This is a genomic window from Mesorhizobium sp. 113-3-9 (genome assembly GCF_016756515.1).
Lineage (GTDB): Bacteria > Pseudomonadota > Alphaproteobacteria > Rhizobiales > Rhizobiaceae > Mesorhizobium.
The window spans coordinates 5,510,371-5,523,038 of the sequence record NZ_AP023246.1 but is presented as its reverse complement, the minus strand read 5'-3'; the positions used below and the strand labels follow the sequence as shown (position 1 = coordinate 5,523,038).

Here is a 12,668-nt window from a genome sequence, read left to right as displayed (position 1 = left end):
CCATGCAAACAAGAAGTTCTGAACCGGGAAGGCATGGAATGTCTGACGCATCGAAGGGCCTGCACCTCTACAACACGCTGACGCGTACGAAGACGGATTTCGTTCCGATCGATGCGCTGAACGTGCGCATGTATGTCTGCGGCCCGACCGTCTACGACTTCGCCCATATCGGAAATGCCAGGCCGGTCATTGTCTTCGACGTGCTGTTCCGCCTGCTGCGCCATCTCTATGGACAAGCCCACGTCACCTATGTGCGCAACATCACCGACGTCGACGACAAGATCAACGCGCGTGCGTTGCGCGATTTCGGCGGCGAGATATCCACCGGAAAGCTGTCGCTCAACGAAGCGATCCGGCGGGTGACGGAAAAGACCGCCGACCAGTTCCACAGGGATGTCGCCACGCTCGGCTGCCTCGAGCCGACAGTCGAACCGCGCGCCACCGAATTCGTCGAGCCGCGCGCCGACGGCAAGGCCGACATGATTACCTTGATTCAAAGCCTGATCCAACGCGGCCATGCCTATGTCGCCGCCGGCGAAGTTCTCTTCGACACGGCGTCGATGCCGGACTATGGGCAATTGTCGAAGCGCAATCTCGACGAGCAGCAGGCCGGCGCTCGCATCGCCGTCGACGCGCACAAGAAGAACCCGCAGGATTTCGTGCTGTGGAAGCTGTCATCGCCGGAAGAGCCGGGCTGGGAGAGCCCATGGGGCAGGGGCCGGCCGGGCTGGCACATCGAATGCTCCGCCATGTCCGCGGCCTATCTCGGCGAGGTTTTCGACATCCATGGCGGCGGCCTCGACCTGATCTTCCCGCATCATGAGAACGAGATCGCCCAGTCGCGCTGCGCCCACGGCACGTCGGTCATGGCCAATGTCTGGATGCACAATGGCTTCCTGCAGGTCGAGGGCCAGAAGATGTCGAAGAGCCTCGGCAATTTCTACTCGATCCATGAACTGCTGGAGACCGAGACCTTCGGCGGCCGCAGCTGGCCGGGCGATGTTCTGCGGCTGGCGATGCTGATGACGCACTACCGCGAGCCGATCGACTTCTCCGTGCGCAAGCTGGAGGAGGCGGAGAACACGCTGCGCAAGTGGAAACGCGCGGCGGACCTGGCGCCGGCCGTCGGGCAACTGCCGGCAAAGGTCGTGGAGGCACTCTCCGATGACCTGGCCACCTATGCCGCCTTCCAGGTTTTGACGCAGTTGGCCGGTGAGGCAGCCGACGGCAACGAAGCCGCTGCCGCACTGAAGGCGTCGCTGCTGTTTCTTGGCTTCGATGTCGGCTCCGAAGAGGTGGATGAGGACAAGATCGCCAAGGCAATCGCCAATCGCCTCGCTCTCATCGCGGCGAAGAACTGGGCCGAGGCCGACCGCATCCGCGATGACCTTTTGGCGCAAGGCGTGCAGTTGAAGGACGGCAAGGATCCGGCGACCGGCGAACGCATCACGACCTGGGAGGTAAAAAGATGATCGACCATCTCGGCATCAACGTTGCCGATTTCGACACTTCGAAGGCTTTCTACGACAAGGCGATGGCACCGCTTGGCGCTTCGCTGATCTACATGGTGCCGCTGGAATACACTGGCGGTGAGAAAGTCGGTGGCTACGGCCGCGACCGCCCGGTGTTCTGGTTGCAGGCCGCCAAGGACAAGCCCAAGGCCCATCAGCACGTTGCCTTCACCGCGCGCAGCCGTGCCGAGGTCGACGCCTTTCATGCGGCGGCGCTTGCCGCCGGCGGCAAGGACAATGGCGGGCCGGGGCTGCGCCCACACTATCACCCGAATTACTACGGTGCCTTCGTCTTCGATCCCGACGGCAACAATGTCGAGGCCGTCTGCCATGATCCGGAGTGAGACACGATGAGCCTCGACAACCGGCCGGTCTACACAGGCGGCTGCCAATGCGGCGCGGTGCGCTTCCGCGTCGAGGGCGCGCTTGGCGACGCCTCGATCTGCCACTGCCGCATGTGCCAGAAGGCGAGCGGCAATTTCTACATGCCGCTGGTCTCGGTGCATGGCGCCAAGCTCGACTGGACGCGCGGCGAGCCCAAGCGTTTCCGCTCCTCCAATGCCGCCTGGCGCGGCTTCTGCGCCGAATGCGGCACGCCGCTGACCTTCGAGGCGCCCGACGGACTTGCGCTGGCGATCGCCACCTTCGACGATCCGGCAGGCATCGCACCGACTGTACAGTGGGGCACCGAAGCAAAACTGCCTTATGTCGACACCATTCCGCAATTGCCGGGCGAAGATACGATGGCGGACATGGATTCGGCCCCTTATCTCGCCGAGCTTGTCTCCTATCAGCATCCCGATCACGACACCGAACAATGGCCGCCGGAGGAAAGACCATGACTGAGACCGTCCGAACCGGCGGCTGCCAGTGCGGCGCCGTGCGCTTCCGTATCAAGGGAGCGCTCGGGCGTCCGTCAATCTGCCATTGCCGCATGTGCCAGAAGCAGTTCGGCTCGTTCTTCGGCGCGCTGGTTACCGTGCCCCGGGATGGCGTCGAATGGACCCATGAGGAACCGAGCTATTTCCAGTCGTCGATCAACATCGATCGCGGATTCTGCGCCCGCTGCGGCACGCCGTTGACCTACCGCCAACCCGGCGGGCTCGAGATCGCTATCGGCGCCTTCGACGACCGCTCGGATCTGGCACCGCAAATCCAGGTCAATTATGGGGCCCGGTTGCCCTGGGTGGAAAAGATCTTCGAGGCGCCGGTCCACGACGACCCCGACTACTACGCCAGGCAGGAGCAGATCATCTCCTTCCAACACCCCGACCACGAAACGGCCAACTGGCCGCAACAGGGCTTGAAACTATGAACTTGCGCACACTCTATCCGGAAATCGAACCGTTCGACTCAGGCATGCTCGATGTCGGCGACGGCCACACGGTCTATTGGGAGCGTTCCGGCACCAAGGGTGCCAAGCCGGCTGTGTTCCTGCATGGCGGGCCAGGCGGCACCATCTCGCCAAAACACCGGCGGCTGTTCGATCCAAAACTCTACGACGTCATCCTGTTCGATCAGCGCGGCTGCGGAAAATCGACGCCGAACGCCTCGCTGGAGGCCAATACGACCTGGCATCTCGTTGCCGACATCGAACGCCTGCGCGAAATGGCCGGCTTCGACAAATGGCTGGTGTTCGGCGGTTCCTGGGGCTCGACGCTGGCGCTCGCCTACGCGGAGACGCACCCTGACCGCGTCAGCGAGCTGGTGGTGCGTGGCATCTACACGCTGACGCGCGCGGAGCTCGAATGGTATTATCAGTTCGGTGTCTCCGAGATGTTTCCCGACAAGTGGGAACGTTTCCTGGCACCCATCCCCGAGCCCGAGCGCGGCGATATGATGGCGGCCTACCGCAAGCGCCTGGTCGGCACGGACCGCAAGGCGCAGATAGAGGCTGCTCGCGCCTGGAGCCTCTGGGAAGGGGAGACGATCACGCTGCTGCCGGAGCCTGAAACCAGCGGTCCGTTTGGACAGGACGACTATGCCGTCGCCTTTGCCCGTATCGAGAACCACTATTTCGTCCATGCCGGCTGGCTGGAGGAGGGGCAGCTTCTGCGCGATGCGCACAAGCTCAAGGACATTCCCGGCACCATCGTCCATGGCCGCTACGACATGCCGTGTCCGGCGCGCTATGCCTGGGCGCTGCACAAGGCCTGGCCAAAGGCCGATTTCCAACTGATCGAAGGCGCCGGCCACGCCTATTCCGAGCCCGGCATCCTCGACCAGTTGATCCGCGCGACGGACAAATTTGCAGGCAAATGACCATGACCCGCGACCGCCTCTATCTCTTCGACACCACATTGCGCGATGGCCAGCAGACGCCGGGCATCGACTTTTCGGTCGAGGACAAGATCGCGATTGCAAAACTGCTCGACGACTTCGGCATGGACTATGTCGAGGGCGGCTATCCCGGCGCGAATCCGACCGACACCGCCTTCTTCCAGAAGAAGCGCACGGCCAAGGCGAAGTTCGTCGCCTTCGGCATGACCAAGCGGGCAGGGGTCTCCGCCTCGAACGATCCCGGCCTTGCGGCGCTCGTGCAGTCGAAATCGGACGCCATCTGCTTCGTCGCCAAGAGCTGGGATTATCATGTCCGCGTGGCGCTCGGCTGCACAAACGAGGAGAATCTGGAGTCGATCAAGACTTCGGTCGAGGCCGCCGTCGCCGTCGGCAAAGAAGCGATGGTCGACTGCGAGCATTTCTTCGATGGCTTCAAGGCCAATCCGGACTATGCGCTGGCCTGCGCGAAAACGGCTTATGATGCCGGCGCACGCTGGGTTGTCTTGTGCGATACCAATGGCGGCACGCAGCCTTCGGAAGTGCGCACCATCGTCGCCAAGGTCATCGAAACGGGCATTGCGGGCGATCATCTGGGTATCCACGCCCATGACGACACCGGCCAGGCGGTTGCGAATTCCCTGGCCGCCGTCGAGACCGGCGTGCGCCAGATCCAGGGCACGCTGAACGGCATTGGCGAGCGCTGCGGCAATGCCAACCTGATCTCGATCGTGCCGACACTGGCGCTGAAGTCGGCATTCGCGGATCGCTTCGAGACGGGTATTTCGGCCGAGGCGCTGACCGGCATTTCGCGCCTGTCGCGCGCATTCGATGAACTCTTGAACCGTGCCCCGGAAGCGCAAGCGCCCTATGTCGGCGCCTCGGCCTTCGCCACCAAGGCCGGTATCCATGCCTCGGCGCTGGCCAAGGAACCGGCGACCTATGAGCATGTTCCGCCGGAATCCGTCGGCAACCGCCGCCGCGTCATGGTCTCCGACCAGGGCGGCAAGGCCAATTTCCTCGCCGAACTGAAGCGGCGCGGCATTGACGTGCCCAGGGACGATCATCGGCTCGATGCGCTGATTGCCGTGGTCAAGGAGCGCGAGGCCGAAGGCTATGCCTATGAGGGCGCCGACGCCTCCTTCGAGCTGCTCGCGCGCAAGATGCTGCACGGCCTGCCGGAATTCTTCAATGTCACCTCGTTCCGCTGCATGGTCGAGCGGCGTTTCGATGCCAACGGTCAGTTGAAGACCGTGTCCGAAGCGATCGTGAAGGTGCTGGTCGACGGCGAGGAGAAGATGTCGGTGGCCGAGGGACACGGACCGGTCAACGCGCTCGACATCGCGCTGCGCAAAGATCTCGGCAAATACCAGAGCGAGATCGTCGATCTAGAACTCGCCGACTTCAAGGTGCGTATCCTCAATGGCGGCACCGAGGCGATCACCCGCGTGCTGATCGAATCGCATGACGGCACCGGTGCGCGCTGGTGGACGGTTGGAGTTTCCGAAAACATCATCGACGCTTCATTCCAGGCGCTGATGGATTCGATCGTGTACAAGCTGATGAAGAACCGTGAGATGGCTGGCTTGGTTGCCGCCGAATAAGGTTGACCCATCAGCGAAAGTCCATTGATCCATCAGAACTTTGTGATGGTCTTGCGAAGATTACTGGGCCATAGCGTTGGCCCATGGCCACTGAAGCAATTGCCCTGGACGCGGATTCAAAAGCCCGCCGCGGCTTCCTGCTAGCATTGGGCGCCTATCTCCTGTGGGGGTTACTGCCTTTCTACATGAAGGCGGTGGCGCATCTGCCGCTTGCCGAGGTGATCGCCCACCGCATCGTCTGGTCCGTGCCGATCGCCGCCGCGGTTCTGGTCTGGGCCGGCCGTACGGCGGACTTCAAGGCGGCAATTCGTTCACCCCGCACCATCGCCATGGCGGCACTGACGGCGGCGCTGATCTCGGTCAACTGGGGCATCTATGTCTGGGCGATCGCCGTCGACCGCACCGTCGAGACCGCGCTTGGATACTACATCAACCCGTTGGTCAGCGTCGTTGTTGGTGCGCTGCTGCTTGGCGAACGCCTCGACAAATTGCAGATCGCGGCGGTGGTGCTGGCGACGGTCGCCGTGGCGGTGCTGACAATCGAGGGCGGCAAGCTGCCCTGGGTATCGCTGGCGCTGGCCTTTTCCTTCGCCGCCTACGGCTTCTTCCGCAAGACGCTGCCGATCGGGCCAAGCCAGGGCTTTCTGCTCGAAGTGCTTTTGCTGTCCGTGCCCGCTCTCTTCTATATCGCCTACCTGATCGCGACCGGACAGGATCACATCGTGTCCGGCAACGGCACCGATACGGCATTGCTGATCGGCTGCGGCCCTGTCACATCGGTGCCGCTGCTTCTGTTTGCGTTCGGCGCCAAGCTTTTGCGCCTCTCCACCATCGGCATCATGCAATATATCGCGCCGACCATGGTGTTCCTGATCGCGGTCCTGATTTTCGATGAGCCGTTCGGCACCACCCAGGCCGTTGCCTTTGCCCTGATCTGGATGGCCTTGGCGATCTATTCCTGGTCGATGCTGATGACGGCCCGCCGGGCTGCTGCCCGATAGGCTTCCGCGCAAGATATTGCCGATGGGTTGCCGCTACAGACCCCGGCCAAGCCGTCTGACGAACAGATAGGTGGCCGCGGCGATAGCCATTGACACCGCCGTCACCACCCAGAAGCCCAATGGCGTGTCGACAAGCGGCAGTCCGCCGACATTCATGCCGAACAGGCCGGAGATAATGGTCATCGGCAGCAGCACGGCCGTCATGACAGAGAGAACATAGAGCAACTGGTTCGACTGCATGGTCAGTTTGGCCATCAGCTCGTCCTGCAGAAGCCTCGTGCGCGCCTGCAACTGCTCGCCATCATGGTAGAGCGTCTGCGCCCGGTGCGAGAGTCGGGCCGCCATGTCGTTGATCGAATCCGGCAACTCGTCGCGATGCGAATGGTCGAGATGCCGGAAAAGGGTGGTCAGCGTTGCCATCTGCCGGTGGATGACCACGAGCTGCCGGCGCGCCTCGACCAGCGCTTGCCGCTCATTGTGCCATGCGTCGCGCACGACGCGGTCCTCTATGCCATCGAGCGTGTCGCCGAGCTTGCCGAGCTCGATCGCCATGCCATCAAGCGACTGGCCCATGACCGCCTCGATCAGGTCCGACGGCGAGCGGAATTTCCGCGATCCACTTTCCACTACCTTGCGCACGGCGTCGACCGACTCCAGCGGCTGCTTGCGGGCGCCGATCAGCATCGTGTCGTTGAAGGCGAAGCGGAAATGGACGAGCCCGCGCGCTTCCGAAAAATCGTGCTTGAGGTCCGGCAGATCGCCGTAGAGCCAGCCATCCTCATAGTCGATGTGGCAGCCATGGCTGGGGGCGAGGAAAGCATCGCGCGCCGGGGTCGGCAGAGCCTTCTCGGCGCCGATCTCCTGGCGAGCGTGGAGGTCGGTGATCTGGTAGCTGCGCCATGTCCATCGCGCCTGCGCGGGGTCCTTGGTGCGGGAGCCTTCCGCCGTGAAATGATAGCTGAAGAACAACCCGTGCTCATCGGGTAGATAAGGCGACAGGTCGGAGCCTTCCGGAGCGAGGGCGATATCCATGGGCAGTGCCAGATACAGGTTGCGAGCGCAGCGCCGCACTGCGGCACCTCACCGCGATTTCTAGCACGCGCGAACCCGGTTCCGTGTGACGGTTTCTTGACAGCCGATCACAGTGTGTCGAGCAGGGGCAGCGCTAGACGCAACAGTTGCCGTCGGTTTGTTTGGCTAGCGTTGCGAACGGTGGCTCAGAAAAGGTCGATTGGTCGCGAAAACGCAATGTTTACCAGTCTCCAATACTGTACGATGATTGGCAACGTTCAGACTTGATCCATGAATTTTCAGTTTTCAATTGGCCTGCTGGCAGATCGCGGCTTGAACAAGGCGGTCGATTTCAGTGTGAGGAACTCGGCCGCGCTACAGTTGCTCGGTGTCAGCGTTCGGTCGCAAACGATCTCCATGACGCCGGTGACCAAGAACAGCTTTACCGACTTTGACAAAGCGCTCGGGACGGTGCGTGATGAATGGGAGTATGCGCAGAAACACGCGCGCCATGGCAACGTCATCGATGGTAGCGCCTTGGAACCATTGCTGGGCGCGATCCAAGCCAATCGAGAAAGTTTCCCGCCTGGTGAATTTACCATCAAGGTACAATGGCCGGACGGGGCGTCGATCGAAACGACCGTCCCACCGATGGCAGGGATAAGCGTGCGAAGCGTCTCGATCAGCGCGGTATTCGCCAGGGTGTCGACAGCCCAGCAGGCCTCTGTCGCCCCCACCTCCCAGCAAACGTCCTACCAGGAATGGCAGTGATGATGCGCACGCGGCCGGCCTCGCTGCCAGCCGCGTCGTTCTCATTCGCTCAGCGCTTCGGCCCAAATCCCGGATAGGGATTGAGCGGCACGATCGCGGTGATCTCCATCATGCCGGCCTTTATCAGCGGCAAAGTGGCGAGATGGCCGCGCACTTCGGCATCGTTGGATGCTTCGAACATCATGCCGCTGCCGGGAATGTCGCCGCGGTTCCAAACCTGGCGCACAGCGCCTTCGGCGTAGAGCGTGCGCCGCTGCTCGGCCTCACCCGGCAAAAGCGGTGCAAAGTCGGCGTCGCTGAACTTTGTGGTGTTGCGGGTGAGAAGGGCAAAGAACGGCATGTCGGTCTCCTTTGGTTGGGATGGCCGACTATCGCTTTTGGCTTGTCAGACTGTCCAAGACTGATTAGGCTAAAGTTGAGACCTGAAGAGACTGGAATTTCGGAGAAAAAGTGTTCGACCTGCGCCAGATCCGGTATTTCGTCACCGTCGCCGAGACCGGCAATGTTGGCCGCGCCGCCGAACTGCTGCACATCTCGCAATCGCCGCTCAGCCGGCAGATCATCCAGCTTGAGGAGCAACTGGGCTTTGCTCTGTTCGAAAGGGCAAAGCAGCGGATTCACCTCAGTGCTGAAGGTCGCGCCTTTCTCGCCGAGGCCAAGATGCTTCTCGCTGGCGCGAAGCGGCTGGAGATGTTCGGCCGTGACCTTGCGACCGGCGCGGCCGGCCGCCTTGCTGTCGGCTATGTCGAGGGTGCCGTGCATGCCGGGCTGGTCGCCGGCATGCTCAGGCAGTTTCGGCGAGAGCGGCCGCAATTGCATCTCAGTCTGATGAGCCTGCGCTCTGCCGCGCAGTTGGAGGGGCTGCGCCAGCGCACGCTCGATCTCGGCCTGGTCTATTCCCCGCCGCCGGCCGACTATCCCGAAATCGCCTCGACGCTGGTCCGCCGCGAGCCGTTGGTGCTGGCGATACCCGAGGGCGATGCGCTCACGGCTGTGGCCGACATCCGCCCGCATCATCTCGATGGCCGCACCTGGATCACCGTGGTGCGCCAGCCCGCCGATACCAACCGCGGCCAGTTCCTGGCTGCCTGCATCGAAGCTGGCTTCGTGCCCGACATCGCTTATGAGACGGCCGATCCCTTGACCTCGCTCGGCCTGGTCAGCGCCGGACTGGGCCTGGCGACGGTCCAGGAGAGCCTGCGAAGCGTCGCGCCGCCGGGGATCGTTTTCCGAGACCTTCCCTGGTTCAAGCGCAGCGTGGCGATCCATCTCGCCTGGCGGCGGCAGGATGAGCGCGCGGTGATAGGGGATTTGCGGAGGGCAGTAGGGCAGTAGGCAAGCCCTATTCCCTACTGCCTATTCCCTACATTTTGTCTATCACCGACTGCACACCCTCGGTCGGGGCGTCGACGGAGGAGCCTGCCACCATGATGGCTGCGACGATGGCCTCCGGGTCGTTGACGACCAGCGGCTTGACCCGTTGCGCGGTGTGAATAAAGCCTTCCGCCGCCATGTGATCAAGCAACGCCGTCATCGGGTCCCAGAATCCGTTGACGTTGCCGAAGACGATCGGCTTGCGGTGATGGCCGAGTTGCGCCCAGGTCATGATCTCGACGATCTCCTCGACTGTGCCGATGCCGCCAGGCAGCGCCACAAAGGCGTCGGATTTCTCGAACATCTTGTGTTTGCGCTCGTGCATGTTGTCGGTGATCAGCAACTCGTCGAGCCGGTCAAGTGCGGTTTCGGTTGCTTCCCTGTTGATCAGGAAGCGGGGAATGATGCCCGTGACCTTGCCGCCGGCCTTGAGCGCGCCGTCGGCGACGGCGCCCATAATGCCTTTGGTGCCGCCGCCATATATCAGCCGCAGGCCCGCTCTGGCGATTGAGCGCCCAAGCAGGTGTCCGGCCTTCGCATAGACTTCATCGCGGCCCGGAGACGAGCCGCAATAGACGCAGACGGATCGAATCGTATTCATGCGGATGATTGGTGATTGGGTCTGAAAGCGTGGTCAAGCCCCAAGGGTTGACAAGCCCGGGCTTTTTCTTGCCGGCCCGTTTTTCTTGTCGATTTTGGGAAAACACGCTAGACCGGCATTAGGTGGCTAAGGGGTAGGGAAATATGGCAATTAATCCATTGAAGGCGTTCCTGTTCGCGGCGGGTGGGACCGTCGCGGCCGCGGGAACCGCCTATGTATCGGGCGCACTCGACCCGTATCTTCATCCAGCCGCCCCGGCGCAGGTCGCGGCCTTGACGCCGCCCGAGGCGCCGAAACCGGCTGATCCTGGCACGGAAGGACGACTGCCTGCTCCGGCGGTGCCGGCTGCTCCCGCCGCGGCGCCGCAGACAGCGGCCCCCGCCGCGCCTGCAACAGAGGCCACGCCCCCAGCCGCGCCCGCTGCCGATGCGGCGGCGCCCGTTGCGCCGGCAGCAACTGGTCCTATTGCGCCGACTTTCGATGTCGTGCGCGTCGAGAGCAATGGTTCGATCGTCGTTGCGGGCAATGCGGCACCCAATTCAAAGGTCGAGATCCTGAACGGCACGGCCGTGATTGGCTCTACCTTGGCGGGTCCGGATGGCGCCTTTGTCATCGTGCTCGACGATCCGCTGAAGCCCGGCGACTATACGATTGCCCTGCGTTCGACTGTCGGCACGGTTGTGACCGCCTCGGCGCAGACCGCCGTGGTCTCGGTTCCTGCAAACGCGGCCGGCCAGGTGCTGGCCATGGTCGAGGAGCCAGGCAAGCCGGCCGAACTGCTGACAGTTCCAGCACCCGAGACCAAACCAGCCGCACCCGCCGGCGATGCAGCGGCGGCACCAGCCGCTCCCGCTGCTCCGGCACCGACTGCTCCCGCCGCTGCATCGCCTGCACCAGCCGCACCCGCGCCAGCCGTCGCGGAGGCAACACCGCCCGCCGCGGCCGTGGGCGAACCCAAGATCGTCGTCGAGGCGGTGGAGATAGACGGCAACAAGATCTTTGTCGCCGGCCTCGCCGATCCGGGCCGCAAGGTGCGCGCCTATGCCAACGACATCCTGCTCGGTGACGCGCAGACATCGCCGGATGGTCATTTCCTCGTCGAGGCAACGCGCGACATTCCGGTCGGCAGCTACACCATTCATGTCGACGGCCTCGATGCCGATGGCGTGAAGGTTGTGGCTCGCGCCGCCGTGCCGTTCGAGCGCGAGCCGGGCGAAGCGGTCGCCGCCGTGGCGCCAGCCGAAACCAAGCCAGCGGATGGCAAGCCAGCCGAGACCAAGCCGGCCGCACCGGCCGCCGCGGAAGCTCCTGCCGCTCCGGCTCCAGGTGCGCCCGCCACCGAGGCTCCGGCCGTCGTCGCGGAAGCCACGCCGCCAAGCGACGTGCCGGAGGTCGTATCGCCCAAGCTCGAACATGCCGACGGCGCCGTCGTCATCCGCCGCCACGATACGCTGTGGCGGATTTCGCGGCGCGTCTATGGCCATGGCGTGCGCTATTCCACAATCTACCTCGCCAACCAGGACCAGATCAGGAATCCTGACCGCATCTGGCCCGGACAGGTGTTCAAGGTCCCGGGAAAGTCCAAGGAAGGCGAAGCCGCCGACCTCAAGGCGATGGGCGAGCAGGCGACCACGGCTCCGGCAAAGACGCAGTAGAAGCCCGCATCAACTGGCATCGCCCACGCGGTTGGCGTGAAGCGCAAAACCGGTTGCACCCGGATCGCCCAACTCAGGGCGGAGATTCATGCTCGGGATGAGATAATCTCCGCCATTTTGCCGACGATATGGGATGGGCGGTGTCGCCGCCAGTGTCCGCATCCTGTCACGCAGGCGTTCGGCCAGGGGTTCGAAGCCGGCCTCTTCGAGACGATCGACCTTGTAGACCACGAACGGCGGAAGTACGTCGTATCCGGGGTAGTAAAGGATCCCGTGATTGATCGGGAACAGCAGGTCATCAATGGGTCCATTGATCCCGCGCGGCGTATAGTGCTCCTCCCAGCCTCCGGCGGTCACGATCAACATCGCGCGTTTTCCGACAAGGGTACCCTCGCCATAGCGATCGCCCCAGCGCCGATCGCTATGCTCACCAACGCCATAGGCGAATCCGTAGGCGAAGACACGGTCGACCCAGCCCTTGAGGATCGCCGGCATGGCGAACCACCAAAGCGGGAACTGCAGGATCAAGGTGTCGGCCCACAGGAGCTTCTCGATCTCGGCCTTTACATCTGCGGTCAGCGTGTTGGCCTCGAAACCCTTCTTGGAAGCCGCGACCGGGATGAGCCGCGCATCGGGTTCCAGTGATGGGAAGTCGGCGCGATCGACTTCGGACTTCCAGCCATCGGCGTACAGGTCCGATACGCGCACCTCATGCCCTTGAGCCTCGAGTTCCTTGACGGCGACGTCGCGAAGCGCGCCGCTCAGCGAGCGTGATTCAGGGTGAGCGAAGACAAGCAGGACTTTCATGGGTCAGATCCAACATTGAGGAAACTGACGGGAAGGTAGCCAGTGGCTGTTCAATC

The 12,668-nt window shown here is 63.0% G+C and carries 14 protein-coding genes; 10 read left to right on the top strand and 4 right to left on the bottom strand.

Translation table 11 applies throughout. The features are described from left to right. Positions 1-38: 38 nt before the first annotated feature. From cysS to rarD, 7 genes are all read left to right on the top strand, one after another. Positions 39-1,472, top strand: coding sequence for a cysteine--tRNA ligase (gene cysS / locus MesoLj_RS27130; RefSeq protein WP_202323184.1), 1,434 nt, complete (start codon positions 39-41; stop codon positions 1,470-1,472). Next, positions 1,469-1,855, top strand: coding sequence for a VOC family protein (locus MesoLj_RS27125; protein WP_202323183.1), 387 nt, complete (start codon positions 1,469-1,471; stop codon positions 1,853-1,855). Before cysS ends, MesoLj_RS27125 begins: the two co-directional genes overlap by 4 nt. 6 nt (positions 1,856-1,861) lie before the next feature. Next, entirely contained in the window at positions 1,862-2,353 is a 492-nt protein-coding gene (locus tag MesoLj_RS27120; RefSeq protein WP_202323182.1) for a GFA family protein, read from the top strand. Continuing rightward, entirely contained in the window at positions 2,350-2,826 is a 477-nt protein-coding gene (locus MesoLj_RS27115; RefSeq protein WP_202323181.1) for a GFA family protein, read from the top strand. Before MesoLj_RS27120 ends, MesoLj_RS27115 begins: the two co-directional genes overlap by 4 nt. Next, positions 2,823-3,773, top strand: a complete 951-nt coding sequence (pip, locus tag MesoLj_RS27110; RefSeq protein ID WP_202323180.1) for a prolyl aminopeptidase — start codon at positions 2,823-2,825, stop codon at positions 3,771-3,773. The genes MesoLj_RS27115 and pip overlap by 4 nt, the downstream gene beginning before the upstream one ends. Further along, positions 3,770-5,392, top strand: a complete 1,623-nt coding sequence (gene cimA / locus MesoLj_RS27105) for a citramalate synthase (protein ID WP_202323179.1) — start codon at positions 3,770-3,772, stop codon at positions 5,390-5,392. Before pip ends, cimA begins: the two co-directional genes overlap by 4 nt. Before the next feature lie 83 nt (positions 5,393-5,475). After that, positions 5,476-6,393, top strand: a complete 918-nt coding sequence (gene rarD / locus MesoLj_RS27100; RefSeq protein WP_140768479.1) for an EamA family transporter RarD — start codon at positions 5,476-5,478, stop codon at positions 6,391-6,393. Positions 6,394-6,426: 33 nt separating this feature from the next. Here the strand turns inward: rarD and MesoLj_RS27095 are convergent, their stop codons facing one another. After that, a complete protein-coding gene (locus tag MesoLj_RS27095; protein WP_202323178.1) occupies positions 6,427-7,425 on the bottom strand; it encodes a transporter in 999 nt (332 codons plus the stop codon). Between the two features lie 270 nt (positions 7,426-7,695). Between MesoLj_RS27095 and MesoLj_RS27090 the strand changes: the two genes are divergently transcribed. Further along, positions 7,696-8,175, top strand: coding sequence for a hypothetical protein (locus tag MesoLj_RS27090; protein WP_202323177.1), 480 nt, complete (start codon positions 7,696-7,698; stop codon positions 8,173-8,175). A 49-nt stretch (positions 8,176-8,224) separates the two neighbouring features. Here the strand turns inward: MesoLj_RS27090 and MesoLj_RS27085 are convergent, their stop codons facing one another. After that, entirely contained in the window at positions 8,225-8,515 is a 291-nt protein-coding gene (locus MesoLj_RS27085; RefSeq protein ID WP_202323176.1) for a muconolactone Delta-isomerase family protein, read from the bottom strand. A gap of 110 nt (positions 8,516-8,625) precedes the next feature. On the opposite strand from MesoLj_RS27085, the gene MesoLj_RS27080 reads away from it, so the two are divergent. Beyond that, positions 8,626-9,510, top strand: coding sequence for a LysR substrate-binding domain-containing protein (locus tag MesoLj_RS27080; protein ID WP_140768470.1), 885 nt, complete (start codon positions 8,626-8,628; stop codon positions 9,508-9,510). A gap of 28 nt (positions 9,511-9,538) precedes the next feature. On the opposite strand, the gene MesoLj_RS27075 is transcribed toward MesoLj_RS27080, so the two are convergent. Then, a complete protein-coding gene (locus MesoLj_RS27075; protein WP_140768468.1) occupies positions 9,539-10,150 on the bottom strand; it encodes an LOG family protein in 612 nt (203 codons plus the stop codon). Between the two features lie 143 nt (positions 10,151-10,293). On the opposite strand from MesoLj_RS27075, the gene MesoLj_RS27070 reads away from it, so the two are divergent. Then, positions 10,294-11,805 carry a LysM peptidoglycan-binding domain-containing protein gene (locus MesoLj_RS27070; protein WP_140768466.1) on the top strand — a complete coding sequence of 504 codons (1,512 nt, stop codon included), beginning with the start codon at positions 10,294-10,296 and terminating at the stop codon, positions 11,803-11,805. A gap of 9 nt (positions 11,806-11,814) precedes the next feature. On the opposite strand, the gene MesoLj_RS27065 is transcribed toward MesoLj_RS27070, so the two are convergent. Continuing rightward, positions 11,815-12,612, bottom strand: a complete 798-nt coding sequence (locus tag MesoLj_RS27065) for an NAD(P)H-dependent oxidoreductase (protein WP_202323175.1) — start codon at positions 12,610-12,612, stop codon at positions 11,815-11,817. Positions 12,613-12,668 lie beyond the last annotated feature (56 nt).

Coding starts and splice junctions, on each gene's coding strand:
- MesoLj_RS27085 (WP_202323176.1), bottom strand. CDS start 8,515: ATGCCGTTCTTTGCCCTTCTCACCCGCAACACCACAAAGTTCAGCGAC.
- cimA (WP_202323179.1), top strand. CDS start 3,770: ATGACCATGACCCGCGACCGCCTCTATCTCTTCGACACCACATTGCGC.
- MesoLj_RS27065 (WP_202323175.1), bottom strand. CDS start 12,612: ATGAAAGTCCTGCTTGTCTTCGCTCACCCTGAATCACGCTCGCTGAGC.
- MesoLj_RS27070 (WP_140768466.1), top strand. CDS start 10,294: ATGGCAATTAATCCATTGAAGGCGTTCCTGTTCGCGGCGGGTGGGACC.
- MesoLj_RS27090 (WP_202323177.1), top strand. CDS start 7,696: ATGAATTTTCAGTTTTCAATTGGCCTGCTGGCAGATCGCGGCTTGAAC.
- cysS (WP_202323184.1), top strand. CDS start 39: ATGTCTGACGCATCGAAGGGCCTGCACCTCTACAACACGCTGACGCGT.
- MesoLj_RS27115 (WP_202323181.1), top strand. CDS start 2,350: ATGACTGAGACCGTCCGAACCGGCGGCTGCCAGTGCGGCGCCGTGCGC.
- MesoLj_RS27095 (WP_202323178.1), bottom strand. CDS start 7,425: ATGGATATCGCCCTCGCTCCGGAAGGCTCCGACCTGTCGCCTTATCTA.
- MesoLj_RS27075 (WP_140768468.1), bottom strand. CDS start 10,150: ATGAATACGATTCGATCCGTCTGCGTCTATTGCGGCTCGTCTCCGGGC.
- pip (WP_202323180.1), top strand. CDS start 2,823: ATGAACTTGCGCACACTCTATCCGGAAATCGAACCGTTCGACTCAGGC.
- MesoLj_RS27125 (WP_202323183.1), top strand. CDS start 1,469: ATGATCGACCATCTCGGCATCAACGTTGCCGATTTCGACACTTCGAAG.
- MesoLj_RS27120 (WP_202323182.1), top strand. CDS start 1,862: ATGAGCCTCGACAACCGGCCGGTCTACACAGGCGGCTGCCAATGCGGC.
- rarD (WP_140768479.1), top strand. CDS start 5,476: ATGGCCACTGAAGCAATTGCCCTGGACGCGGATTCAAAAGCCCGCCGC.